The organism is Glaciecola nitratireducens FR1064, from assembly GCF_000226565.1.
Taxonomy (GTDB): Bacteria; Pseudomonadota; Gammaproteobacteria; order Enterobacterales; family Alteromonadaceae; genus Glaciecola; species Glaciecola nitratireducens.
Window position 1 is genome coordinate 312,129 of record NC_016041.1, and the last position, 25,866, is coordinate 337,994.

Annotated in this window: 19 protein-coding genes; 11 read left to right on the forward strand and 8 right to left on the reverse strand. The window is 43.9% G+C overall.

The features are described from left to right. Window positions 1-42: 42 nt before the first annotated feature. The 5 genes from rarD (at window position 43) to GNIT_RS01345 (ending at window position 9,137) form a co-directional block, all read left to right on the forward strand. Entirely contained in the window at window positions 43-963 is a 921-nt protein-coding gene (rarD, locus tag GNIT_RS01325) for an EamA family transporter RarD (RefSeq protein ID WP_014107311.1), read from the forward strand. 359 nt (window positions 964-1,322) lie between these two features. Next, window positions 1,323-4,286, forward strand: a complete 2,964-nt coding sequence (locus GNIT_RS01330) for a TonB-dependent receptor (protein WP_014107312.1) — start codon at window positions 1,323-1,325, stop codon at window positions 4,284-4,286. A 204-nt stretch (window positions 4,287-4,490) separates the two neighbouring features. Beyond that, complete coding sequence (locus GNIT_RS01335) at window positions 4,491-6,107, forward strand: tetratricopeptide repeat-containing sulfotransferase family protein (protein ID WP_014107313.1); 1,617 nt, start codon at window positions 4,491-4,493, stop codon at window positions 6,105-6,107. Window positions 6,108-6,234: 127 nt separating this feature from the next. Further along, window positions 6,235-7,059, forward strand: a complete 825-nt coding sequence (gene nei / locus GNIT_RS01340) for an endonuclease VIII (RefSeq protein WP_014107314.1) — start codon at window positions 6,235-6,237, stop codon at window positions 7,057-7,059. Between the two features lie 140 nt (window positions 7,060-7,199). Beyond that, entirely contained in the window at window positions 7,200-9,137 is a 1,938-nt protein-coding gene (locus GNIT_RS01345) for a S9 family peptidase (RefSeq protein WP_014107315.1), read from the forward strand. 41 nt (window positions 9,138-9,178) lie between these two features. Here GNIT_RS01345 and GNIT_RS01350 read toward each other — a convergent pair whose 3' ends face one another. The 3 genes from GNIT_RS01350 to GNIT_RS01360 form a co-directional block, all read right to left on the reverse strand. After that, the gene (locus GNIT_RS01350) at window positions 9,179-9,799 is read right to left on the reverse strand and encodes an RraA family protein (RefSeq protein WP_014107316.1); all 621 of its coding nucleotides are present in this window, start codon (window positions 9,797-9,799) and stop codon (window positions 9,179-9,181) included. 111 nt (window positions 9,800-9,910) lie between these two features. Then, the gene (locus GNIT_RS01355) at window positions 9,911-10,150 is read right to left on the reverse strand and encodes a TIGR02647 family protein (protein ID WP_014107317.1); all 240 of its coding nucleotides are present in this window, start codon (window positions 10,148-10,150) and stop codon (window positions 9,911-9,913) included. A gap of 179 nt (window positions 10,151-10,329) precedes the next feature. After that, window positions 10,330-11,094 (reverse strand): hypothetical protein, encoded by a 765-nt coding sequence (locus GNIT_RS01360; protein ID WP_014107318.1) that lies wholly within the window; start codon window positions 11,092-11,094, stop codon window positions 10,330-10,332. Window positions 11,095-11,210: 116 nt separating this feature from the next. Between GNIT_RS01360 and GNIT_RS01365 the strand changes: the two genes are divergently transcribed. Next, the gene (locus GNIT_RS01365; RefSeq protein WP_014107319.1) at window positions 11,211-11,807 is read left to right on the forward strand and encodes a hypothetical protein; all 597 of its coding nucleotides are present in this window, start codon (window positions 11,211-11,213) and stop codon (window positions 11,805-11,807) included. 145 nt (window positions 11,808-11,952) lie between these two features. Here GNIT_RS01365 and GNIT_RS01370 read toward each other — a convergent pair whose 3' ends face one another. The 3 genes from GNIT_RS01370 to GNIT_RS01380 form a co-directional block, all read right to left on the reverse strand. Continuing rightward, on the reverse strand, window positions 11,953-15,057 hold the full coding sequence (locus GNIT_RS01370; protein WP_014107320.1) for an efflux RND transporter permease subunit: 3,105 nt from the start codon (window positions 15,055-15,057) through the stop codon (window positions 11,953-11,955). A 5-nt stretch (window positions 15,058-15,062) separates the two neighbouring features. Then, on the reverse strand, window positions 15,063-16,157 hold the full coding sequence (locus GNIT_RS01375; protein WP_014107321.1) for an efflux RND transporter periplasmic adaptor subunit: 1,095 nt from the start codon (window positions 16,155-16,157) through the stop codon (window positions 15,063-15,065). A 251-nt stretch (window positions 16,158-16,408) separates the two neighbouring features. Further along, entirely contained in the window at window positions 16,409-17,065 is a 657-nt protein-coding gene (locus GNIT_RS01380; protein WP_014107322.1) for a hypothetical protein, read from the reverse strand. A 602-nt stretch (window positions 17,066-17,667) separates the two neighbouring features. On the opposite strand from GNIT_RS01380, the gene GNIT_RS01385 reads away from it, so the two are divergent. From GNIT_RS01385 to mnmH, 5 genes are all read left to right on the forward strand, one after another. Beyond that, entirely contained in the window at window positions 17,668-18,210 is a 543-nt protein-coding gene (locus GNIT_RS01385) for a YaeQ family protein (protein ID WP_014107324.1), read from the forward strand. A 40-nt stretch (window positions 18,211-18,250) separates the two neighbouring features. Continuing rightward, the gene (locus GNIT_RS01390; protein WP_014107325.1) at window positions 18,251-19,414 is read left to right on the forward strand and encodes a 1-acyl-sn-glycerol-3-phosphate acyltransferase; all 1,164 of its coding nucleotides are present in this window, start codon (window positions 18,251-18,253) and stop codon (window positions 19,412-19,414) included. Between the two features lie 57 nt (window positions 19,415-19,471). Beyond that, a complete protein-coding gene (locus GNIT_RS01395; protein WP_014107326.1) occupies window positions 19,472-19,885 on the forward strand; it encodes a hypothetical protein in 414 nt (137 codons plus the stop codon). Between the two features lie 148 nt (window positions 19,886-20,033). Beyond that, window positions 20,034-21,080 carry a selenide, water dikinase SelD gene (gene selD / locus GNIT_RS01400; RefSeq protein WP_014107327.1) on the forward strand — a complete coding sequence of 349 codons (1,047 nt, stop codon included), beginning with the start codon at window positions 20,034-20,036 and terminating at the stop codon, window positions 21,078-21,080. Further along, a complete protein-coding gene (mnmH, locus tag GNIT_RS01405; protein ID WP_014107328.1) occupies window positions 21,077-22,237 on the forward strand; it encodes a tRNA 2-selenouridine(34) synthase MnmH in 1,161 nt (386 codons plus the stop codon). Before selD ends, mnmH begins: the two co-directional genes overlap by 4 nt. A gap of 2 nt (window positions 22,238-22,239) precedes the next feature. On the opposite strand, the gene uvrD is transcribed toward mnmH, so the two are convergent. After that, window positions 22,240-24,411, reverse strand: coding sequence for a DNA helicase II (gene uvrD / locus GNIT_RS01410; RefSeq protein ID WP_014107329.1), 2,172 nt, complete (start codon window positions 24,409-24,411; stop codon window positions 22,240-22,242). Between the two features lie 95 nt (window positions 24,412-24,506). Further along, the gene (locus GNIT_RS01415; protein WP_014107330.1) at window positions 24,507-25,652 is read right to left on the reverse strand and encodes an alpha-hydroxy acid oxidase; all 1,146 of its coding nucleotides are present in this window, start codon (window positions 25,650-25,652) and stop codon (window positions 24,507-24,509) included. Window positions 25,653-25,866: the final 214 nt, after the last annotated feature.

The window sequence follows — 25,866 nt, forward strand, 5'->3', positions numbered from 1 at the left end:
TTAGTCGAAACATCATCAAAATTTACATTAAATGAGAGTCCATTGAGTCAATCAAATTCAGTTCGTTCAGGTGTTATCTTCGCCATTTTTGCCTACACTATTTGGGGGATTGCTCCTTTATACTTTAAGGCACTCGCAGCCGTCCCGCCGATCGAAATATTAGTACATCGCGTGGTTTGGTCAGTGGTGTTGCTGACGTTTTTGATCGTTGGCTTGCGACATCTCGGCAAAGTAAAAACCGCAATGAAAAACAAGCGCGTGCTAATTACGCTGATGGTGGCCAGCACGCTGTTGGCCTGCAATTGGTTTTTGTATATTTGGGCTGTGAATAACGACTATATCCTTGAAGCGAGTTTAGGCTATTACATCAACCCTTTGATTAATGTTTTTTTAGGTCGATTATTCTTAGGTGAAACTCTACGAATGACCCAAAAAGTGGCGGTTGGTATTGCTGTACTCGGTGTCTTGATTATGATTTTCAACTTCGGTTATCTACCGTGGATTGCGCTCACGCTCGCAGTAAGTTTCAGCATATATGGATTGCTGCGTAAACAAGTTTCCGTTGATTCATTGCCAGGCTTATTTATTGAAACTTTGTTTCTTTTGCCGGCTGCTATTATCTATTGGATCTTCTTCGCAACACAAGCCTCCAATCTCAGCACTAATGACACCTCACTTAACGTTCTCCTATTGTTAGCTGGCGTAGTGACGACAGCCCCACTACTTTGCTTTACGGCAGCAGCTAGACGCATCCGGTATTCAACCTTAGGCTTTTTTCAATATATTGGACCGTCATTAATGTTCTTCTTGGCGGTGACGCTTTACAACGAACCTCTGAGCACTGGACGTTTAGTCACTTTCTGTTTTGTTTGGACCGCGTTAGCGTTGTTTACATTTGATTCGTTTAAGCATTATCGGAAAGAGAAGAAGGAAAAGAAACTGGCAGCTTTGCGTCCCGAGTAGATGCTGCCTAAGTTTTAAGCAAAACCGATTAGTGCGACTATACTTTTACTGTCGGCCGTATCAATTTTTGTGATATGAAATAAAGTTTCATATAAGCAGAAAGTAAATAATGCTCGAATGTAAATAAAACTTTCCACTCGTAAATCCAGTGTTGCTAAACCGATCGGGCCCTTTATTACAAATAATTAACTTGCATTGAAGGCCTGCATCTATTTATTTGATTTTACTTTGCTTTTTCTTCCTTAATTGACCCTACTTATTTTATGTGTTCTTATTCTGCGCGATCTACCATTTACAATATTATAAAAAATAAGATCACTTAGGACTTAATCACACATTCGCATAATGGAGTTGCTTAAATGCAAAAATTAAATAAAACCACATTGGCTGTCGCCGTGGCTATTTGCCTCGGAACGTCAATGCCGACACTTGCTAAAAACGTTGCTGGTACACTCACAACACAATCAGGTGTTTCGGTAACAGATGTCAAAGTTACTATTGAAAACACGCAAACAGGCCTAGTTCGCGAAGCTGTTTCTAATGACGGCGATTTTCGTTTTCCTTTATTACCGGCCGGCACATACAAGTTAACTGCTGAGAAATCAGGTTATAAAACAACAACGCAAGAAAACATAAATGTTGGCCTAAGCGGCACAGTAAGTGTTGATTTAATCTTACAAGACGACAATGTAGAAACAATTCAGGTAGTCGGTACTGCAATTTCTGCGGTTGATTTAACAAGCACTTCTACTGGTATTCGCGTAGACAGCTTTACGCTTGATAAAGTACCGGTACCTCGCGATTTAACAGGTGTTGCGTTACTTACTCCAGGCGCTACGCAAGGCGATACAGCGTTTGGTAACGTGGCTTCTATCGGTGGTGCTTCAGCCGCTGAAAATGCTTATTACATTAACGGTTTGAATATTACTAACTTCAGAACAGGTGTGGGCTCAAGTAACCCTCCTTTCGAAATGTATGACAGCTTCGAAGTTAAAACCGGCGGTTACTCTGCAGAGTTCGGTCGTGTAACTGGTTCAGTTATCAACGCAAAAACAAAAAGCGGAACGAACGAGTTTAAATGGGGTGTTAACGTATTCTGGGAGCCGGATGCGCTTCGTGAAGATAGACCTTCTGTTAGACGTCCAGGTAGCGATCTTTTCTTAATCGACAATACCAAAGACGAAAACGAATTTGCTGAAATGAATATTTGGGCGAGTGGCGCAATCATTGAAGATAAATTGTTTTTCTATGGCTTGTATAATCCGCGTTCAGACGTTTTTGATTTCAACGGAAGTCAAACACAGAGTGGCGACGATATAATTCAACAAATTAATAAACAAGAAGATACTGACGCTTTTTGGGCGACAACTATCGATTGGTTTATTAACGATTCTAACATCTTGAAAGTAACAGCATTCTCTGATGAAAGTGAACTAGTGACTTCAAACTATCAGTCAGTTAATGGCGCTCCAGCGGTCGACACTAACGGTGTACGTATTCCGGATGCAACGGGCGTTATCAAAGAAGGTGGTATTAACTACATCGTTGAATACACCAGTGTTATCAACGATTACTTCTCGTTATCAGCGCTTTACGGTGTGAACGAAACTGATCGCACAACATCGAGTGATTTGGATGCTAACCCAGCTGTTTACAGACGTTTCGACAGCAACGGCGCTTTCGTTAAAAGTGGTAACTTTGCTAACTTCTCTGTAGCCGTGGGCGACGATAAGCGCGAAGTAATCCGTCTTGACGGTGATTTGTACTTAGACGACCACTCAATCAGATTCGGTATCGATTCTGAAACATTGACCGCTAATGCAAATACAATTAACTCTGGTGGCGCGTACTACTTAATTTATATAGATGACGAAACCGATCCAGCTAATCCTGAGCCTTACCAAGTTAGACGCCGCACATACAGCGCTGGTGGTGAGTTTGAGTCAAACAACTTCGCTTACTACATTCAAGATGAATGGCAAGCAACTGATAACCTAGTTATCAATATGGGCTTGCGTAACGATTCTTTTGAAAACAAAAATGGCGCAGGTGACTCGTTTGTTAAATTGGACAACAACTGGGCATTGCGCCTAGGTGCTGCTTACGATATCAACGGCGATGGCGATTCGAAAGTATGGTTCAGCTACGGTCGTTACTTCTTGCCAGTTGCTGCAAACACCAACATTCGTTTGTCGGGCGCAGAAACGTATATTCAAGAATATAAAACGTTTACTGGTCTTGCTGATGCTGCATTAGATATTCCAAATTTTGATGGCACTCAAACCCAAGCAACGCAAGTATTTGCTGACGGCGACGTACCTTCTCCTGATGAAATTGTTGACACAAGTTTAGACGCAATGTACTCAGACGAATTCATTTTAGGCTATAAATTTAAATTGAATGATGAGTGGAGCATGGCAGTTCAAGGGACCTATCGTGAGCTAGCAACAACTATCGAAGATGTTGCAATCGATTTTGGTTTAAACAAATATCTTGAAAGAGAATTTGGTGCTTCTTGTACAGAATGTTCAGGTTTCCATTACTACGTGTTAACTAACCCGGGTACTGATTTAACCATCACTACAGATCCTGATGCGAATACTGATGGCCCATTGCCGTTAGCTACGTATACAATTCCTGCGTCTGATTTGAACTACCCAGAGTCTATTCGTAAGTACGCAGCAGTTGACGTTAACGTCACTAAAGCATGGGATGGCAAGTGGTTCTTAGATGCAACCTATACTTGGTCACACAGCTGGGGTAATAACGAAGGTTATATCCGTTCTGATAACGGCCAAGATGATGCTGGTTTAACCACATTATTTGACCAACCAGGACTACTAGATGGCGCCAACGGTAACCTTCCGAATGACCGCCGTCACAGCTTAAAAGTGTTCGGTTCTTACGCGTTTACTGAAGACTTCAACTTGGGTATGAACCTACGTTGGTCATCAGGTCGTCCTAAGAATGCTTTTGGTTATCACCCAACCGACGCATTTGCTCGTGAATACCAGTCTGAGTCGTTCTTTGCACAAGGTGTGCCTAGTCCTCGTGGTTCACGCGGCACTACGTCAAGCGTTCTGTCAATTGACTTAACAGCAAGCTATGACATCGCTATTAACGAAGATTATGACCTTACGTTAAGAGCGGATGTTTTCAACCTGCTAAACACAGATACCATTACTGAAGTTAATGAAATCTATGATGACGAAGCAGCTGATACTGCATTGGGTGTGATTCCAGACATCAACCCTAACTACGGTAAGCCTACAGCTTGGCAAACACCTAGATCTGTTCGCTTCAGTGCATCACTTAGATTCTAAGTAAACACTTTAGCAACATTCCAATTTAGGAATAACATGCCGCTCATTGAGGTTCAATGAGCGGCTTTTTTTCGCCTTTTGTTTATCACAGGTTATGTGGTTGACGTTCCTTTCTCCGTTTTAATATCAAGTCCTTTGGCTTGCTTGACAGCAGCAGAGCTTTCTATAGACTTTGTCGTTTTGAAGGCACCAAGAGTCATATTTATGGATGAAAACACCGTCAATACTAGTTTTAATATTGGTACCTCTAAAACGGGGAGCGACGTTACATCTACTTTAGCTCGTGCTTTTGAAGCGTTTGAATTGAAAAACTTTAATTTGGTCATAGAGCTTGCCCAAGCGCTGTTAAGAACCGATAGAAATACCCCTCAGGCTCATTACTTAATTGGTAGAGTGACGATCGAAACTCAACAGTTAAATATCGCAGTAAAAGCCCTAGAGGCTGCCGTTCAGCTTGATGCGTCGCAATCAGAATATTGGGCTTTTTTGGCCATTGTTTATAATCAAAGCGGTAATTCGGTGAAGGCTGAAAAAGCAGCCATGACGGCATACAAAATAGGAAGTGATAAAGCGCATGTTTTGTATCCTATCGCACACGTACTGAGTGTTTTAGGCTACGTGAAAGATGCAAATATATGTCTCCAAAAAGCCATTCAACATGCGCCGACCAACCCAATTTACTACCGCGCGTTGGGTATCAGTTTACTTGAAAGCGGCGACTTTCAAGGCGCGCAGCAGGCGCTCAGAAAGTCAGTCGCTCTTGACCCAAATGATGCGGAATCTTGGTGGACGCTGTCGTCACTGGTTAAGGCTAACGACAACGCTATGGCCGAGCAATTACTTGAGATCATGAAATCGACGACAGCATTTCCAAGGCAGCATGCTTTTTTAGCTTATGCGGCGGGTAAGCTTTTCGAAGATACTGAGTGCTGGGGTGAAGCATTTTCGGCATTTGAGCAGGGCGCTGCGGCAAAACGTCAAACGCTGAATTATGAAGCATCGCGATCGAAGCTAACTTTTACTGCGCTTAAAACAGTGTGCACAGCCAGTTGGCTTGAAGCGGGAAGTGATGTATCTAATGAGTCAGCGCCCATTTTTATTATTGGTCAGCCTCGCACCGGCACAACGCTCGTCGACCGAATCGCTTCTAGCCACAGCTTAGTGCACTCAGCGGGTGAACCCGTTCAGTTTGCTATGTCACTTCGGGCGCTAACCGGCGTGCGCACTAATGACTTTATTTCAGCGGAATTAATTCACAAAGCGGTCAATCTTTCTGGGTCGGAACTCGCAAAATCCTATCTAGCTGGATTAGCTAGTCTGAGAGGAGATACACCTTACTTTACTGATAAATTCCCAATGAATTTTATGTTAGTCGGCTTTATCGCAAAAGCCTTTCCAAAGGCTAAAATCATTCACGTTACCCGAGGTCCTGCAGACAGCTGTTTTGCGGTTTTCAAACAGCTGTTTGAGGATGTTTATCCGCATAGCTATGACCAGTGTGAAATGGCTGAGCACTTTGTTATGTACCGCAATTTGATGGAACACTGGCATAGCATTATGCCCGGCCGAATTTTGGATGTTGCCTATGAAAATGTTGTTTCGCAAAATGATATAGAAGCACGCAGGCTGATCGAATATTTAGATCTTGACTGGGAAGACGCTTGTATCAACTTCGAGAAAAACAACGCCGCCGTTGTAACTGCAAGTGCCGCACAGGTGCGCGAAAAAGTACACGGTCGCTCAATTGGACGCTGGAAAAAATATGAAAAACAGCTCACTCCAATGCTCGATATTCTGAAAGCTGCCGGTCTAGCTCCGTAGCTTCCAAATAAACGGGACGAGTGAACTTTGTTTTGTTGCCGTATAGATTTTGTCATGACCCGCCTGAACGCTTTTTTCGTATGGTTTTTATATAGTATAGTTTTTGTTAAACGTGACGGGAAATTCCATGCCTGAAGGCCCAGAAATACGCTTAGCCGCTGATCAAATTGCTAAAGTAATTGAAAATCAAATCATAGAAGACATTGAGGTTGGCTTAGCGCACCTGCATTCACCTGCCCAAAAGTTGAAAGGCGAAAAAGTGGAAGAGGTAGAAACACGTGGAAAAGCAATGTTAATTCATTTTTGTAACGGGCTGTCAGTGTATTCCCACAATCAACTTTACGGTGTTTGGAAAGTTGTTAAACGCGGCACGTTGCCCAAAACCAAACGTTCTTTGCGTCTTGCCCTGCACACCAAAAGCAACAGCGCTTTGCTTTACAGTGCATCTGATATTGCAGTTTACGAGCGTCACGATTTAGTTCAGCATCCATTTTTAAGTAAAATTGGCCCCGATATTCTAAACAAGGATTTGAAATGGGAAAGCGTTGCAGAGCGTTTGCTGGATAAGCGGTTTCGCAACAGAAGCTTGTCAATCTTGTACCTAGATCAGCATTTTATAGCTGGGATAGGCAACTATTTACGTACGGAAATACTTTATGCCGCGGGTATTCACCCTGACTTCAAACCAAAGCAGTTGAGCCCACAGCAGCTAGAGAGTCTGGCAAGACAGACGCTAATTATAGGAAAGCGCGCGTATGCTACAAAAGGCCATACTGTACCAAAAGCGCTTGGTGAAAAGTTAGCGAAAACCAAAGGTAGTTACGAGAGCGTTCGATTTATGGCTTTCAATCGCGAGGGCCTGCCCTGTAGAGATTGCGTGACGCCTATTGTGAAAGCGCAACGTAACGGGCGCCGGATTTATTGGTGTGACCTTTGCCAATTGACGCCTTAAGAAAATATGTTGCACCTCGGTTATTAGAAGAACAGTGAAGGTCTTCTTTTGTTGCTAGGCCATTTAAAATTGAGTAATCTACGACGCAATGGAATGAGGGGTAAGTGCCTCAAAAACAAATATTAAAAAGGAATTTCCACATGCAGTACATGTGCTTCGCTATTTTATTTTTATTCCTAAGTTCTGCGTCAGTCGATGCTCAAACTCATTCAAAAGCGCCGTTAGAGGCCTTATCGATGGTCCCCTTCGTTGAATCGCCAACTATATCACCTAATGGACAGTTGATCGCTGCGATCACGCCTGACGGCAACGCGCAGTCTGTTGTGGTTACACCTTATGGAACGCTTGATTTCGGGCGGGTGGTAAAGCTCAAAGACGCTGATGATAGAATTGAATCGATCAGATGGATAAACGATGAACGGCTGCTGGTTTACACTAGCTACTCGAAAACGGTGCTCGCTCAAAAAGTGCGCTTCTATCGCCTTTACAGCTTAAATAAAGACGGTTCTGACTTGCGCACATTAGAGGTGGCAAAAATACTGCGCAATGAATTTTATTCAGGTATTAATGTGTTATCGATGTTGAATAAGGATCCTGAACATATCTTGGTATCCGCATATACGGACAAAGACAACAATGACCCAGCCGTATTTAAAGTAAACGTATATTCTGGAAAATTTGATAAGGAAATTAGTGCTGTATCTGGCGTAAGTACTTGGTTAGCCGATGTTAATGGCAATGTACAAGTTGGAATGAAGCGCAAATATAACAGCAGTTCGAAGCAGGTAGATGTTTCCATTATTTACCGTAAAGATACTAAAACTGAGGATTGGGACACAATCTATCAATATGAGGCAGGTATAGGTTCCTTCCTTAATATTATATCCGTTATCGATGATAACACCTTAGCGGTATCGACTGATTTTGGTGAAAATCAGGTAGTGCTGCGTGAGTTCGACCTACGCTCAAAAACATTCGGCAAGGTAATTTTTAAGGTTGAAGGTTACGATCTCGATTCTGCTATCACTAAAGATGGAAAGCTTGTCGGCTATAGCTACGTCGACGACTTTTATCGCATCAAGTATTTTGACGAGGAGTTAGCGCAGCGCCAGGCGTTGATGCAGTCCACGTTTAAAGGCTTTGAAACATTTGTAATAAGCGCGAGTAAAGACAAGCAAAGATTAATTGTTGGTCTTGCTTCAACCGACAAACCGGTCAGGTATTATTTAGTCGACTTGGCAGCGCAAAAAGCCTCGGCATGGTTATCACAGTATCCAGCACTGGAAGGCTTAAGTTTACCCGGTAAAACCAAGATTGCTATTACTACCAAAGGCGGTACAGCACTTAGTGGATATTTTACTTCAGGTGCTAAAGCTGAGAAGTCGCCCTTGATTGTATTACCTCACGGCGGCCCGCGTGCGCGCGACACTCAGTATTTCGACATTTGGGTGCAATTACTTGCGCGCAGAGGTTTTGCAGTGCTCCAAGTCAACTTCAGAGGCTCCGAAGGTTTCGGCAATGCTTTTGAAACTGCTGGCTATAAGCAGTGGGGTAAATTGATGCAGCAAGACGTTTATGAAGCAATGGATTTTGTAGGTAAAAACGCACTTGCCGATACTAGCAACGCCTGTATTGTGGGCGCTAGCTATGGCGGATATGTTGCATTAACCGCTGGCTTTCAGGAGCCCGATCGCTTTAAGTGTGTGGTGAGTGTCAACGGGATTGCCGACATTCCTGAAATGCTTCGTAAAGATGGCGCTTGGGGAGGCAACTCGAAAGCCACACTTAGACAATTAATAGGTGATGTTGACGTAGACACTGAGTTGGCCGATTTAAACGCAAATTCAGCCATTAACTATGTCGCAAAATTTACTGCGCCAGTATTATTGATACACAGTGAAAGTGATACTCGAGTGAGCTATACGCAAGGCAAAGCTTTTTATGAGGCGCTTGAAGAGGCAGATAAAAAAGCAGAATATATACTGCTGAAAGATGGTACTCACTTTATTGACTCGCCTGAAAACAGAGAAATAGCGTTTACCGCCATTGACAAATTTGTAGGCCGCTACCTTAAATAGTCGAATATCTGCACGCTAAGGGCAGAGTTCTTTCTGGAAAACTATCGAGTCAACTTGAGCAGAATATCCTTCACATTTTGTTCATGCTTGCTCTGCCACTGCAGTAGGGTTTGCCCTGCATCAGCATCACGTCTTTTAATCGCTGTCGCTAGAGCATCTTGTGCCTGTAATTGTGGAATAACCGCAACACCGTCGTTATCAGCTACAATAATATCGCCGGTATGCACGTTGACTCCGCCGCACACTACAGGTCGATTCAGGGGTATATAAACTTTCTTTGCGCCGGGCTTAGGGCAAGTTCCAAGGGCATGGACTGGAAATTCGATATCCACAACCTCGTCAATATCCCGAATAACGCCATCGATGACAAAACCAGCGATACCTCGCGATTTTGCAATAGCACACACGTTTCCGCCGCTTACCGCATACTCATCATTGGCTTGTACTACAATAATATCGCCAGGTTCAGCAGCATAAATAGCAGCGTGAAGCATTAGGTTGTCGCCATGGCCGCACTGCGCGGTAAAAGCTCTACCTGCGATGCGCGGCATGTTTGCCCAGAGAGGATGAATAGCATAGTGCATAAACTGATGGCGAGGTAAGGCGTCAGCTAAATCGCATGAAGATACTTGCGCAAAATCGTTATAAGTTGGATGAGTCATACCGAATTTTCTTTAATTTGAAAGCATGAGTTTGAATCTACCACATGGGCGCCAACTTATACTAGTTGGGCTTTTCAAGCTTCGAATTAGAAGAGACGATAAATATTACATTTAGCCAGGATGAGTCAGCGCGGATTGTATTACGGAAGCATGCTCAGCAAGGTCGTGTCCTAAGTCAGTTAAGTAGCCTCCATCTGGAGCGTTAACAATTCCCTTTTTATATAAACGCTCTGCTGCTGCAACCATACTTGGGTCGGCATCGTTGTGTACTTTAAGCCCTTGCATTAAGCTTTTATTAGGGAATTTGAGGATAAGATTGAGTTCTTCGGTAAGCTCTTTATTGAAAGGCATAGGCTTCTCTTTTTAAGTTAAAGTTCGACTAGGAAACTAATTGTCGTAAGCATATATCTGAAACAAAAAAATTACAAAGGATGATCAATAAATTTACATCTTTATTGATCTTTAGATAATACTAATCGGGTCAGAGGTCATTTGCGTGAACATAATACGGGTTTGAATCTCAAAATGAATTAGGCAACATAACGCACGCCTATTCGATAACCTTTAGTAGCGCATATACGCTCGTAACTGCTATGCATTTCTGTTGCGTTATCTAACATCGATAATTCACCGACCCCATAAGGCCTATCCCATCGCTGCTCAATGATAAGCTCTCCGATTAAGCCCTCTATGTTCATCTTTCTAAATATTTCAAATGATTGATGTATGCCTTTCGTTTTATTGGGGTCAATAAGGCCCTCTCTGACGGCTTGTAAATAACCGACAGCCGAAGCGATAAACAATGTAGATGATTCACGGGGGAACCTTTGTTCTTCGTCAAAAGGGTCTCGCGTGTAAATTGAAAATCGTGTGGGCATACTCACATTTCGATCAATATGGAAATTCAGATGGGGGAAGCTATTGCGTTGATACACTTCTCTTAATTGAGCTGAAAAGTAGGCGTTTTTAAAGGTAACGGGCCCCACTTTTTGCAATAACTCCTTAATGCTGGGTTTTAAAATTTGGTCTTCTTCATGCACGTCGAGTTGCGTGGGTGTCTTAAACTCAATTTCAACACCGTAATTATCATAAACAAGAGGCAGTTCTGCGCGTCTGCAATAATCGTCAATATTCCCATTAATAATATCGGCAAAGTAGTTAGCCACCTTGTGCTTATACTCTGGGATCACAACCTTCGCTTCATAATCCACATTCTGACAGCTTCCTGAAAATGTTTTTTTATGTGTTTTTAGAAGCATATCCAACCATCTTCTATCAAAGTGCATAGCTAGCATAAGATCATCTTCTATATAGGTTGATTTCAATCAATTGAAAACTATTTGTTTGTGTAATACTGTATACTGACAGAGCCGATAATTGCAACTAGGCTACATTCATCGAAGACAATATTATGAAAATTCGCGAGCCTAACAATCAGTTCTTTGATTTAGAACAAGTAAAACGAGATCTACAAAAATTTATTATTCAAGATGAACCATCGGTATCGCCTCCATGCGTAGGTTGTCAACAGCATATTCCGGATATTTGTTCACCCAAATGCCCAGAAGCGGCAAAATCCTTATCAGTTGATCCTATTCAGTACCCGATTGAACGCAGTGTTGTCGCCCTTGTTTTTGAGTTAAACGCGATTCGACTATTTGAAACTTGCTGGTCTTGCGAGGGCCACATTCGTGAGGGGGAGAGTCAGATATGGAAAATTCCACAAGTCTGTTTTTATTCTCAATCATCGATTTATGCTAAACTTTTATCAACACATTTGTCTAAATTGTTTATACAAAAAAAGCTCAAATACAACTGGCTTTTGTGCTTATCTGATATATCGCAATCTATTCATCCTGCATACAATATCCAACCTGATTTAACCAACCAATTTGAGCCCAGCTTAGGCTTACTGCAAAATGACATCAGAACAATCGGAAGTGACCTGCAGCGGCACCTAAAAGCGGAAGCACAATCCCTGTTAAATACAATAGCAGCTATGCAGTAGCGCACAGACTCTAAACATCTACTTGCACGCACATATCAGTAGCGATGGCGAATACGGTCAATCTACCAACGCCAGTCGTTTTTTGCCTCGCATTGTTATTTCGTGCCGAGGCCATTCAGTGTGGCGAGAATGCTTAATGCTCAAACTAGGGAGTAATTGGATCAACGGTCTCCTTACCTAACTCATCTGGCGCATGATCGGATGCTAAAACCAGATACACGCTTGGCAGCACGAGTAAGGTGAACATGGTTCCTACCAGCATTCCGGCAACCAATATTATACCGATGCTGTTTCTTGCTTCAGCCCCAGCACCCGTCACAAGTACTAAGGGAAAGTGGCCAAGTACTGTAGCCGCCGTTGTCATTAATACAGGGCGTAGCCTGGTTTGTGCCGCTAATTGTATGGCGTCCAATTTAGCCAGCCCCTTTTTTTGCATCTGGTTTGCAAATTCCACAATCAATATCCCATTCTTGGCTATCAATCCTACCAAGGTGATAAAGCCTACCTGAGAATAAATATTAATAGTGGTGAAATCTAAAAATGCGAACATCATTGCACCGGCAAGCGCTAACGGTACGCTACCAAGTAATACAACAAGCGGGTCTCTAAAGCTATTAAACTGAACGGCAAGCACTAAGAAAACAAATACCAGTGCCACTAACAAAACGCCTTCCAAGGTATTACCTTCAAGCCTAATTTGGCGTGACTCACCCGCATAATCAATACTGTACTCTAGCGGTAGGAGTTCTGCCGCTGCGTCCTCTAAAGCACGTAAACCTTGCTCTTTGGTAGTCCCGGGAATAACTTCACCGTATATTCTAAAGGCATTCTTTTGTTGAAACTTACTCAATACCCGCGGCGCAGTTTCGGTCACTAGGTTTGCAATGGAGCGAACTGGAACTAAGTCTCCCGCTGGCGTGCGAATTTGTAAATCGAGGATCGCATCCGGGTTTGCCCTGCCTTGGTCGTCAATCATCGGGATGACACGGTAAGCGCGACCATCTTGGTTATAGCGATTAACAAAGTTGCCAGACAAGAGCACCTCTAACTGCCGACTCACGCTGCTTAAGTCCATACCTAAGTCGGCGATACGCTCTCTGTTTAAGTTGAAGCGCGCTTGAGGTAAATCGATTTTTAAGTCGGTGTCAGCAAACAGAAACTTCTGACTTTCAACTGCCGCTTGCACCATTTTATTCGCATTCACCTTCATCTCTTCATATGAATCAGTGCTGAGCACAACTAATTCAACAGAAAAGTTACCGGATGTTGGTAGGGCGGAATCTAATACCGGAAATGCTTTTAGTCCTGTGACCGATGACAATGAGGCAAAGGCTTTCCAAAACATGTCTTGCACACTTTGTTCTCGTTCACTGGAGTCGACAAAATCGACGCCGCTAAATGCACCGATAGGATTCACTATTTGCCACATGAATTTAGCACCTTCAAGCTCTTTCATGGTATCTACAATACTGTCCATATTGTTCATGGTGTATTCTAAAGATGCTTCTGGCGATGATTCAACTATCACGTTGATACTCGATTGATCTTCCGTTGGTGCAAGCTCCTTTAATGAGAATAAATAGAACGGTACGGATAATAACGATAGGAATATTGCAATGGTAAGCACCTGCGCCTTCCACTCTATTGTGCGCACGAGTACTTTCCCGTAGGTCGTCTGCAGGCGTTCGAAAAAGCCATTTACCTTTCGCGTCATTTTACCTTCCTTGCCGCCTTCAGGGGACGCATAGGCACTCATAATAGGGGAAAGTGTAATGGCAACAAAACCTGAAATTAAAACGGCGATAGCGAGCGTAAACGCGAACTCTTTGAACAAAGCTCCGGTAAGACCAGACAGCAATCCAATGGGCGCATAAACGGCAGCGAGCGTGATCGTCATACTGATTATTGGCGCTAGCAGCTGCCTCGAACTTGCCAGCGCAGCTTGCATTCTAGTCATGCCTTGACGCATGTGTCGCGCTACGTTTTCAACCACCACAATAGCGTCGTCGACCACTAAGCCAACTGACAAAACGATCGCGAGAACAGTCAAAAGATTGAGGGTAAAGCCCATTAACGTCATCGCTGCGATAGCGCCCAAAATAGAAATAGGGATAGTAATGAGAGGCACTAGAGCCGTTCTAAAAGAGCCCATCATTGCAACGACAACCAAGCCAACTAACAGCACGGTTTCTGCTAAAGTGATAAATATTTCACGCAGGGCGTTGCGCATATAAATAGTGCCATCGTAACCGTCGGTAATGCTCAAGCCTTGAGGAAGCGTTGGGTTAACCGTTTCTAACATTTCATACAGTCGGTCGCCAATTTCGATTTCGTTGGCGCCCGGTAATGGCCATACTGAGATGTACAACACCGTGTTTTTATCTAAACGAGAACTGACCTGTCCTTCTTCTTCGCCTAACTTTACCTCGGCAATGTCTTTAATTCTTATCTGTGCACCATCTACTTGGCGGATGACTAGGTTTTCAAACTCTTTAGGACTAGTGAGGGAGGTGTCTGTTAGCAGACCAACTCGCTGCTGCGGGTTTTCACTGCGGCCCACTGTGGCAACAAGATTGTTTGCGCGCAATGCTTGCGAAACATCGTCGGCCGCCACGTCAAGCGCCGCCATTTTCTCTGCATTTAGCCAAATGCGCATGGCAGGAGAACGTCCACCTTCGAGACCAACACGCTGCACACCAGGAATGGTCGACAAACTTGGCACAACGCGTCGTGAAAGGTAATCAGTTACCTCGAGGCGCGACATTCCTGCGGTTTCTTCATCAAAGTTAACGGTTAGATAGAAAACCGCAAAGGGTCGATCGGCTCTTACAACTTGAACGGATGGGTCTTCAGCACCTGCGGGTAATTCAAACCGAATTTGATCAAGTCGCGACGAGAGCTCCGCCAGTGCTCGCGTGCTGTCCACTCCAAGGCGCAACCACAGCGTAACAGTACTCACGCCAGGAGTGGTATTTGAATCAACGTAATCAACCCCGGGAACCGACGCTGCTGCGCGCTCTATTGGCTCAGTAATAAAACCCTGAATAACCTCTGCGGATGCACCAACGTATGGCGTGACTATTTGCAGTGATGCGCTTTCGATTTTAGGAAATTGTAGGATTGGCAATTCAATAGCAGCGCGAATGCCCACTAGGCATAACGCCAGAGACATTACGATAGCTAGTACAGGGCGCTTGCAAAAAACGTCCATGATGCTAGGTTTGCCAAGGTCGGGTTTTTGATTATCCATGATGGTTATTTGCTCTGTTCGTCGGTGTAAACTAGTAGACCTTCTCGCAGTTTGAACGAGCCCTGTGTGGCAACTACATCGTTTATTTCCAAACCATTGCTCATGGCAAGATCAAGAATACTGCTTTCGTCCTCTTTGGCGAGAACGTAGACAACTTGTCGACTGGCGCGCCAGTTGTCTTTATCGTCTTTGTTTAGCTTAAAAACATAAGTACCAAAAGCATCGTAGCGAATTGCTTTGGATGAGAGCCTGACCACTTCTTTAGATGCTGACACTGGCAGTGACACGGAAACAATAGAGCCTGGTTTTAACTTCACTTGGTCGCTAGTGACTTCGGCGCGCGCCTTCATATTTCTTGAACGAGTTGATATTTCCTGATCAATTGCAGCAACACTGGCCTTTGCATCATGCAGACCTAAAATATCTGAAGTTACGCTCACTGGTGTCCCCACCGCTAAGTTGGAATACGCTTGTGGAATATTGAAGTCGACCCAAACCGTGTTTGAGTTGCTGACTAATTTGGTGATCAGTGTGTTGGCAGACATAAAGGCGCCCTCTTCGAGCTGATGCAACCCTGCTTGTCCGTCGAATGGAGCGACAATTGTCTTTTTCGCAATGACCGCTTCGAGTGACCGTTTTCTGGCTTTCGATACGGCTAATTGTGCTTTAGCTCGGTCAACTTGATCGCGACTTGAAGCGCGCTGCTCTAAAAGCTTTTCGAATCTGCTGACGTCAAGCTGAGCAATGTTTATTTCTGCCTCAATTGCGTCGAGCTGGGCAAGCTCGTCATCAACCTGCATTGTCATTAGCACATCGCCTTTTTTAACGCTCCCTCCTGATGCAAAGCCGATAAAGGTAACGATGCCTTCGAGTTCGTTGCGGATTTCGATACTACGAGTCGCTAATACTGAGCCTGTGAGTTTTAAGTGAGGTTGCCAGCTTGACGTTTCGACACGCTGAATTTTTACCGTCTCACTGGGTTCTGGAAACGAGTTACCGAAAGCAATGGCGGCCATTACTTGATTAAACTTAACAAAGCCAAGCAAGCCGACTACGACGAAACAAAATACGAGAGTTATTAACCAGCGACGCCAATGCATCTGATGCTCCTAAGCATGTAATCAAAATAAACGGGAGGGCTCTTTATCAACGCTATCTCCAAATGCCTCTAAGGGTGTTTCCTCTATAGAAAGCTTTATAAACAGAATAGCGTATATAGGAAATCCGTTATTACTAGTACAGCGGGAGCTGGGGATTAGTTCATGGATTAAGTAATTGTCTTCGAAAATATTAAAAAGCGCTCAGCATTGTAAAATGATGAGCGCTTAAAATGTTCTAGTTGAACTAAAAGTTAGCCTTTTGAGTTGGTTTCAAACATTGTTTTCATTTTATTGGCGAAAGCGACAAAGTTTTCTTTCATGGTGGTTTTAATCTTAATGTTCAGTTCGGATAAGAAAACAAATCCCTCAATGGTAATTGTCGGAGCATGCGAGGACGCAACAGAGGGGGCTTTGTTCCGTGAGCTACCGAGTATACAAAAAGCCTTCGATAATACGTTTACATTTTCTGGAACATAAATTTTATCACTACCTAGGATGCTGATGACTTTGACTGTAACCTTTGGGCTTGTGAAGCGTGCGTCGGTAAAGTCAAGGGTAGAGCCGCCTAACAAAGTGAATACTTTGATTTCTTTGGGTACTGTCCACACGCCGCTGCGGTCGCTTTCGCCCAATATGTTCACCAGTGTTTCAGTATCTTGTGCCGGAGTTTGACTGTAATTTACGGAAAACTGCTGTTCTTTATGCTTCTTCACTGTATCGTCTGGTGCAGCATCTAAATCTTGAATTTGGTCGACCATTTCTTGATGCGATGATGTCGCGATAACTGCATCCAGTCTGCGTTCGAACGCTTCATTAGAAATTATGCCGTGGCTGTAATTATGAATAAGTACGTCAATGACTTCTTCTTTTACTTGCTCGATTGGTCTATCTTCTAATTTTACTGACATGCTTTTATTCCTTTGCTATCACGATGTGTTTTTATAAATTGAAGCGGTCTACCCAGCACTGTGCTTTTTTGCAGACCTCCCTGCCTATGCCAATACCTAAAGCAAAGCGCATACCAAATATAATTTCTATAAAAAACAATGTTTTAAATAATGTGTGAATTTGTAGTTTAGTCATTCTTGCGAATAATTAGTAAGTTCAACTAAATTTCACACATATCGCTATTCTGTCGCTGTTAGTAAAGCTAGCGTCAACTTACGTCGTTTGCCTAATACTGTTCGCTTAAGCCCCGTCGTTCTTGCGAAGGCAAGAATCTCCTTGATGCTACCTCTATCTTTTTAAAATAAAGGATGTTTTGGGAGATCTTTGCCTTCGCAAAGACGACGAGAAGGATACGTTGTTTAGGCGAACAGTTTTAGTCGTTCGTCGCAATAAACGTAAATGCATAAATTTGAATTCGTGTTTGTTTAGCCTGTAATCTTTCAACAAGATAGTTTGCGGGTAGTGTACAATCTGACGATATCGTTGTTTTAAAATCTGCGCTGAAATTTAACTTTGTTTAATTTCAATAACGCCAAAACCAAACTGAATAATTGAAAACTTAATGGCTCTAAAACCCACTATATACAAATTTACTATTACGCTGGCTGATCTTAACAATCAGCACTATCCCAAATTAAATTTGACTGTTGCCCAGCACCCTTCTGAAACGCTAGAGCGCATGATGGTTCGCGTGCTGGTATTTTGTTTGCACTCACACGATGACAGCGAAAACTTATTAGCGTTTACCAAAGGACTAAGTTCGGTTGAAGAGCCAGACATTTGGCAAAAGACATTAGATGATCAATTATTGACTTGGATTGACGTTGGCGAGCCTAGTTTTGAAAGAATGAAAAAAGCGTGTCGACTTTCTAAGCATACTTTCGTATATAGCTTTAACACGAAATCGGACGTTTGGTGGAAACAGAATAAGCAGCAATTTGACGCTTTACCTATTCAGTTTTTTGCGTTTGAATGGGAGCAAATTAAAGCGCTAGCAAAACAAGTTGAAAGGACCACAAACTGGTCCATAACCATCAGCGATGAATCACTTTTTGTGAGTACTAAAACAGAACAATTAGAAGCACAATGGCGGGTTTTAGAATAACCCCATATTGATGTAACACGAACAAGGTAAAGTAAAAGATATGACGTCTAAATTTGACGAAATAAGGCCGTATGACAATGCAGATCTGGCCGACGTTCTAGAAAAACTAGTTAATAATGATGAATTTATTAGCACATTAGTTGCGTTTCGCTTTGCAAAGTGGCCCAAGTTTACGAAGCCGATATTCGGTTTTTTCATTAAACGATTTATTAGCAAAAAAATAAAAACGACAGCTAGCCTGCGCGGCTTCCAAGTAATGGTCGAGCCTTATATGCAGCGCATGATCGCTAAAACAACAAAAGCCTTAACGGTGACGGGGATAGACACACTAGACTTGTCAAAGCCTTGTTTGTTTGTGAGTAACCATCGCGATATCGCGCTCGACCCTGCATTTATAAATTGGGTGCTTCATATCAACGGGCAAGACACCGTTAGGATCGCTGTGGGTGATAACCTCCTGAGCAAGGACTGGGTTGCTGACGTACTACGATTGAATAAATGCTTTGTGGTGCAGCGTTCCGTTGAAGGACGCAGAGAAAAACTGGCTGCAGCCAAGTTACTTAGTGAATACATTCATTATTCCCAGCAACACGACGATCAGCATCTTTGGATCGCGCAACGTGAAGGGCGTGCAAAAGACGGCATTGATGTAACAAACCCTGCAATTTTGTCAATGTTGTCGTTAAATAAACCAAAGGACATTGATTTTGCTGATTATATTTCCGGCTTGAGAATTGTGCCTGTATCCATTTCTTATGAATTTGATCCCTGTGATGTAAGCAAGGCAAAAGAGCTGTGCCAAGCAGAAAAAGAAGGGGGTTATGACAAACCTGATAACGAAGATATGCAGAGTATCGTGAACGGGATAACGGGTCAAAAAGGCAGAGTAAACGTACATTTCGGGAAATTAGTTAGTACTCAATTTGACAGTGCAAAGGAGGTAGCTGCGTTTTTAGATAAAGAGATTTTGGCAGGTTATCAAACCTTTTCTACCTCCCGCGTTGCGCTGAATATGTTGGCTGATGCTGAGCCGGATGAATTGTCAAAAGCCGCGCTATCGAAAATTGCTTCATCTGAAAAAGCAACCGCTAAGGATGAAGCAGCAAGACGTTATTTGGAGTCTCGACTCGCAATACTGAGCATTGAGGAACAACGTAAGCTGTTGAAGATGTACGCAAATCCACTTATTCGACAACAACAGTAACAAGGTCGCGTATGCTGCGTATGAGTATATCAACTTGACCACTAGGAGCTGCAATATATGTCACATTCCGTTTCTGATCCTTTAAGCTGCTGGCAATGCGGCAACATACTTAACAATGTGATTTTACCAGTGTCGCGGCGTGAAGAATGTCCATTCTGCAGCGCTGATCAACACGTATGCAAAATGTGCAAGGAATTTGATGGCCGAAACACTTGCAGCGAGTCAAGGGCTGAAGACGTTAGGGATAGAGAGAAAGCGAATTTTTGTGATTACTTTTCACCTTCGGGAGGGGTAAGCGTGAAAACAAGTGGGCAACAAGCTAGGAAGCAAAAAGAAAGTGATGCAAAAGCACAACTTGCTGCTTTGTTTGGTGAGGAAGCAGAACCAGACGCACAGGTGCTTAACCAGGAAGAAAGTCTAACGCCTGCGGAGTTGGCAGAACGTAAGCTTCGGGAAATGCTTGGCGGTTGATTTTTCCTAAAATAGTGTGCTTTTTAAGGCACAAATACATTGTTCGCTCGCTCTATTTACATTGATTAAAAAGGTTTTTAGGCAAAAACTATGAACTAAGGGCTTAAACCAAGTACTCTGTAGGTTCTTCCATTAACAACAGTAGCTTATGACATCTAAAATCCGCTTAACTCAATTTAGTCACGGTGCCGGTTGTGGCTGCAAAATTGCGCCTAATCTTCTGGAACAGTTTCTTAAAACTGATTTTGTTCCTTCGCCAGATCCTAAGCTGCTGGTGGGCAATAGTACTAAAGACGACGCTGCAGTTTACGATTTGGGCGATGGTAGTGGCATTATTAGCACCACCGACTTTTTTATGCCCATTGTTGATGACCCTTTCGAATTTGGTCGAGTTGCCGCGACTAATGCGATCAGTGATGTTTATGCCATGGGTGGAAACCCTTTGATGGCAATTGCCATATTGGGCTGGCCTACAAAAACGCTAGGCCCTGAAATTGCCCAACAGGTTATTAATGGCGGCCGATACACCTGCCAAGAAGCGGGCATTCAACTTGCCGGCGGTCACTCAATTGATTCACCAGAGCCTATTTTCGGACTCGCTGTTACGGGCAGAGTGGCGCTTAGCAATCTCAAGAAAAATTGCTCTGCTAAGTCGGGTGATCTCTTATTCCTCACTAAGCCCATAGGCGTCGGAATTCTGGCTACCGCGCAGAAACAAGGGAAGCTCAAGCCTGAGCACGACCGCTTGGCTGTCGAAAGTATGATGCGTTTAAATACCGTGGGTGCCAAACTTGGTGAGCTAAGCGGCGTTAATGCGATGACAGATGTGACCGGTTTTGGTTTACTAGGGCACTTGCTCGAAATGTGTCAAGGTAGCGCTCTCAAAGCCACAATCAATAGTGCTGCAGTTCCGCTGTTAGATGAGTCTTTGTATCACTATATCCAAGAGGGCTGTGTTCCGAGTGGAAGTCAGCGCAACTGGGACAGCGTTCGTCAGTACGTTTCTCACATAGATGCTCGACAGCAAACGCTTTTATGTGACCCACAAACGAGTGGGGGATTGCTTATTTCAATCGCTCCTGACTCAGTTGATGAGGCGATAGCGGTGCTGACAGCTGCCGGTTGTTTTTATCAACCTATTGGTCATATGAGCAGCGCCGCTGAAGCGCAGCACCTGATTGAGGTAATAACTTGAACAAAACTGATTTGCCAACGAGCAATGCTTACCGAGAGTTACTGCTGCAACAAACGCCTATGATTGATGTGCGCGCTCCTGCAGAGTTTGCGAAAGGTGCATTGCCCTCAGCAGTCAATCTGCCTTTCATTAATGATGAAGAGCGTCATCTTATTGGAATTTGTTATAAAGAAAAAGGCCAGCAGGCGGCGATTGATTTAGGCAACGAGTTAGTTAACGGCGATAAGAAAATTCAGCGTGTGGAAGCATGGAAGCAGTTCATAGAACAACATCCTAGTGCTGTTTTGTACTGTGCTCGTGGTGGTTTGCGCTCTCAAATCAGTCAGCGGTGGTTAGCCGACAGTGGTGCCAAGTGCACACGAATAATGGGCGGTTATAAGTCGTTACGCTCGTTTTTGCTAGAGTATTTGGACGACTCATGTCGCACCGAACGTTTTACCCTGCTATCTGGCATGACCGGTACGGGCAAAACAGATATTATCAAAACGCTTAATACCAGCATCGATCTTGAAGGTCATGCCAATCATAAGGGCTCAAGTTTTGGCCGTCCCTTGAATGAGCAGCCTTCGCAGATTGATTTTGAGAATAAGCTCACCTTGGCTTTACTTAAGGTGCGTGAAAACTATCCAAAGCAAAGAATCATTCTGGAGGACGAAAGTCGTAATATCGGGGGGCGACATTTGCCCGACGCGCTCAATGTTGTGATGGCCGCCAGCGATATGGTCGTTATCGAGCTGCCGGTTGAGGAGCGTATTGAAAAACTGTGGCGAGAGTATGTGGTGCAGCGTTATGAAGAGACTATTGCGTACCATCAAAAGCGTTACCAAAGCACAGGGCAGAGTGACGAAAAAGAGCCAGAAAAAGCGGAACTAAGGGAAGTTGGCGAGCAAGCCTTTTCAGACTATCTAATAGACAGTTTACTGAGACTAAAAAAGCGCCTTGGCAGTCAGCGTACCAATGAAATAGTAGCAATGATAAGGTCGGCCGTTAAATGCCAACACACAGACAACTTTAGCAGTCACCGAGATTGGTTAAGAGCCATTACCGTTGGTTACTATGACCCTATGTACCTTTATCAGCTAGATAAACGCAAAGATCGCGTCGTATTTAGAGGTGATCAACAAAGCGTTATCCGATGGCTGCGGGAAAACACTTAGTGTTATCCCATCTTGGTTAATTTGGCATAGGCCAGCATTAGAATTTTAGTGCCTACCGTATCAAAGTTCACGTGAACACGCGCATGTTCGCCCGAACCTTCGTAATTCAGCACAGTGCCTTCGCCAAACTTCTTATGTTCAACGCGCTCACCTAACTTAAATCCACTGTCTTGAAACGCAGCATGCGAGGTAGCGCCGCTGAAGCGATTGTGAACAGGCTGTTTTATTTGCGTTCGAAGCCTAATTTCTTCGATAAAGTCACCGGGTATTTCGCGAATAAAGCGCGATGGTGTGTGATATTTATCTTGGCCGTATAAGCGCCGAGTTTCAGCATAGGTGATCAGCAGCTTTTGCATGGCGCGTGTCATACCAACGTAACAAAGGCGACGCTCTTCTTCTAATTTACCTGGCTCGTCATTGCTCATCTGACTTGGGAACATGCCTTCTTCGACGCCGGCCAGTGTAACAAATGGAAACTCGAGACCTTTTGCACTGTGGATAGTCATCATTTGCACTGCATCCTGATTCGCATCCGCTTGAGCGTCACCTGCTTCTAGTGATGCATGTGCTAAAAATGCAGATAGTGGACTCATTTCTTCGGCTTCCTCGGGCGCTTCATATTGCTTACAGGCAGTCACTAATTCTTCTAAGTTTTCTACTCGAGCTTTGGCTTTTTCGCCTTTTTCAGCCTGATACATGGCGTATAAACCAGAATGCTTAATAGCGTGATCGGCCTTTTTCTCGAGAGGCAAATCTTTCACGTCTTGGGTCATTTGTAGGATCATCTCTACAAAACTTTTAAGTGCATTTGCTGCGCGCCCTGAAAGCATGTTTTGTGCAAGCATTTTACTGCTGGCCTGCCACATCGAAATATCGTTTTCTCGTGCAAATACGCGTAAGTTTGAAAGTGTTTTGTCACCCATGCCGCGGGTTGGCGTGTTGACTACGCGTTCAAACGCGGCATCATCAATTGGCTGATTAATTAAGCGCAAATAAGCGAGTGCATCCTTAATTTCTTGGCGTTCGAAGAAGCGTAAGCCGCCATAAATTCGGTAGGCTAAACCTTCATGTAGTAACGCTTCTTCCAGAACTCGAGATTGCGCGTTGTTGCGATATAGGATGGCGCAATCGCTAAGCGCAGCACCTTGTTCGTAGTAGGTTTTAATTTGCGAAATAATGAAGCGGGCTTCGTCTAAATCGTTAAACCCAGCGTATAGCGCAATTTTTTCGCCCTCACTATCTTCGGTCCATAATTCTTTGCCTAAGCGGCCAGGGTTATGGCCAATCACCGCGTTAGCAGCGTTTAGAATGTTGGAGGTCGAACGGTAGTTCTGCTCAAGTTTGATAGTGTCTGCTGTAGGATAATCGCGCAAGAAGTGCGAGATATTCTGAACGTTCGCGCCGCGCCAGCCATAGATAGACTGGTCGTCATCACCCACAATCATCATGTTGTTGTTGTCACATGCAAGCAGTTTTAACCATGCATATTGAATGTTGTTTGTGTCTTGAAATTCGTCTACAAGAACCGCTCGGAAGCGCTTTTGATAATGTTGTAAAACCTTAGGATTGTTAGCCCAAAGTTCGTGGGCTCTTAACAGTAGTTCTGCAAAATCAATCAGGCCTGAGCGTTGGCAAGTTTGCTCATAAGCAGCATAAATTTCCTTCATTTTTTGCTGAGTGTGGTCGCCGTGGGTTTCAATATGCTTTGAACGCAAACCTTCGTCTTTATTACCGTTTATGTACCACTGAATTTGTTTTGGTGGCCAGTGCTTTTCGTCTAAGTTCATCGACTTTAATAAACGTTTGATTAAACGGTACTGATCGTCCGAATCGAGTATTTGGAAATTTTCAGGTAAACCGGCTTCTTCGTAATGCGAACGCAATAGACGATGAGCTAAGCCATGGAAGGTGCCAATCCACATAGTGTTCATGGGTTGGCCCATTAAACGTTCAACACGACCACGCATTTCACGCGCGGCTTTATTGGTAAAGGTCACGGCTAAAATACTGTAAGGCGCAACTGACTCCACTTCCATTAACCAAGCAATGCGATGCACCAATACTCTGGTTTTACCGCTGCCTGCACCAGCTAATATCAACATGTCTTGCGCGGGCGCTGCAACAGCTTCACGTTGCTTGTCGTTAAGATCTTCGAGTAGTCGAGTTACGTCCATTAAATTTCTTTTTACTTTGCGTTAGATGCGCGAAGTATAGCAACAAAGCTGTGCGTTTATACAGTCTTTATGCTTTTATGCTACTCGATATTGTTTTAACGGAACCGTAGGTTTTTGTGATTTAGTTGGTTGATCGTCGTTTTGCCCATTAATTTCATGCCTCGTTCAAGCTCTGCGTGCATTAAGCCTAGTGCTCTTTCAACACCGGGTTGTCCAGCCGCGGCTAATGGATATAGATACATGCGGCCAATACCGACTGCTTTTGCACCGAGCGATAAGGCTTTAAGCACGTGCGTTCCGCGCTGCACGCCGCTGTCAAACAACACATCAATTTCATCGCCTACCTCGTCCATGATCTCTTTGAGTTGGTCAAAGGAACTGCGTGAACTGTCAAGCTGTCTGCCGCCGTGATTTGAAATAACAATGCCAGTGCAACCAATTTCGATGGCGCGACGTGCATCTTCTTTGCTCATGATGCCTTTCAAACAAAATTCACCGTCCCATTCTTTCACCATGGCCTCGACGTCTTTCCAATTCATCGAAGGGTCGAGCATGTCGGTGAAATAGCCACCAATTGATGTTGCGCCATTGCTCATATCTACGTGATCTTCGAGCTGTGGCAACTTAAAAGATTCATGGGTGACATAGTTGATGCCCCACATCGGCTTAATCGCAAACTGCAGCATACCGCTCAACGTCAATTTAAAAGGAATTGAAAAACCTGTGCGAAGATCGCGTTCACGGTTGCCACCGGTAATCGAATCGACGGTAAGCATCATCACTTTGACGCCGGCAGCTTTGGCACGCTGCATCATGACCGAGTTCAGCTCTCGGTCTTTATGAAAATAGAATTGATACACCTGCGGAGTGTTAGTTTGCTTTGCAATTTCTTCAATACTGACAGTGCCTAGGGAGCTTACACCGAACATGGTGCCGTATTTTTCTGCAGCAGCTGCTACCGCTCGTTCACCTTGGTGGTGAAATAAGCGTTGTAGGGCTGTAGGTGAGCAATAAACCGGCATTGCGAGTTTTTGTCCCATGACGGTGACCGATAAATCAACGTCTCTGACCCCTTGTAATACGCTGGGGACTAGGTCGCAGGTGTCGAATGCGGCGGTGTTGCGTCTGTAGGTTGTTTCGTCGTCGGCGCCACCGTCAATGTAATTGAAGATAGGGCTGGGTAAACGCTTTTTCGCCAAGATACGAAAATCATGAAAATTATGGCAGTGCTTCAAACGCATTTATGTTCTCCTGAAAAGAAGGCACTTTTGCTCAATCATATACCGCTACTATTGGCATTAATAGCCGAATGTACAATGCGACTTTGGGATGGGGTTCACAGCCGGCACTATCGATAAACATTAGCAATAAGTCACTGTTGGTCTAGTATTGAAAGAATGACATTAGTCCAAAGAGGATGAAATATTGCCGCGTTTCATGGTTCAAGGTTACAAA

What these genes read in the sequence shown, in the direction of transcription:
- uvrD (WP_014107329.1), bottom strand. Translation starts at nt 24,411, where the DNA reads ATGGACGTAACTCGACTACTCGAAGATCTTAACGACAAGCAACGTGAA.
- GNIT_RS01415 (WP_014107330.1), bottom strand. Translation starts at nt 25,652, where the DNA reads ATGCGTTTGAAGCACTGCCATAATTTTCATGATTTTCGTATCTTGGCG.
- nei (WP_014107314.1), top strand. Translation starts at nt 6,235, where the DNA reads ATGCCTGAAGGCCCAGAAATACGCTTAGCCGCTGATCAAATTGCTAAA.
- GNIT_RS01375 (WP_014107321.1), bottom strand. Translation starts at nt 16,157, where the DNA reads ATGCATTGGCGTCGCTGGTTAATAACTCTCGTATTTTGTTTCGTCGTA.
- GNIT_RS01345 (WP_014107315.1), top strand. Translation starts at nt 7,200, where the DNA reads ATGCAGTACATGTGCTTCGCTATTTTATTTTTATTCCTAAGTTCTGCG.
- GNIT_RS01390 (WP_014107325.1), top strand. Translation starts at nt 18,251, where the DNA reads ATGACGTCTAAATTTGACGAAATAAGGCCGTATGACAATGCAGATCTG.
- GNIT_RS01360 (WP_014107318.1), bottom strand. Translation starts at nt 11,094, where the DNA reads ATGCTAGCTATGCACTTTGATAGAAGATGGTTGGATATGCTTCTAAAA.
- GNIT_RS01355 (WP_014107317.1), bottom strand. Translation starts at nt 10,150, where the DNA reads ATGCCTTTCAATAAAGAGCTTACCGAAGAACTCAATCTTATCCTCAAA.
- GNIT_RS01350 (WP_014107316.1), bottom strand. Translation starts at nt 9,799, where the DNA reads ATGACTCATCCAACTTATAACGATTTTGCGCAAGTATCTTCATGCGAT.
- GNIT_RS01335 (WP_014107313.1), top strand. Translation starts at nt 4,491, where the DNA reads ATGGATGAAAACACCGTCAATACTAGTTTTAATATTGGTACCTCTAAA.
- GNIT_RS01330 (WP_014107312.1), top strand. Translation starts at nt 1,323, where the DNA reads ATGCAAAAATTAAATAAAACCACATTGGCTGTCGCCGTGGCTATTTGC.
- GNIT_RS01385 (WP_014107324.1), top strand. Translation starts at nt 17,668, where the DNA reads ATGGCTCTAAAACCCACTATATACAAATTTACTATTACGCTGGCTGAT.
- GNIT_RS01365 (WP_014107319.1), top strand. Translation starts at nt 11,211, where the DNA reads ATGAAAATTCGCGAGCCTAACAATCAGTTCTTTGATTTAGAACAAGTA.
- GNIT_RS01370 (WP_014107320.1), bottom strand. Translation starts at nt 15,057, where the DNA reads ATGGATAATCAAAAACCCGACCTTGGCAAACCTAGCATCATGGACGTT.
- GNIT_RS01380 (WP_014107322.1), bottom strand. Translation starts at nt 17,065, where the DNA reads ATGTCAGTAAAATTAGAAGATAGACCAATCGAGCAAGTAAAAGAAGAA.
- selD (WP_014107327.1), top strand. Translation starts at nt 20,034, where the DNA reads ATGACATCTAAAATCCGCTTAACTCAATTTAGTCACGGTGCCGGTTGT.
- GNIT_RS01395 (WP_014107326.1), top strand. Translation starts at nt 19,472, where the DNA reads ATGTCACATTCCGTTTCTGATCCTTTAAGCTGCTGGCAATGCGGCAAC.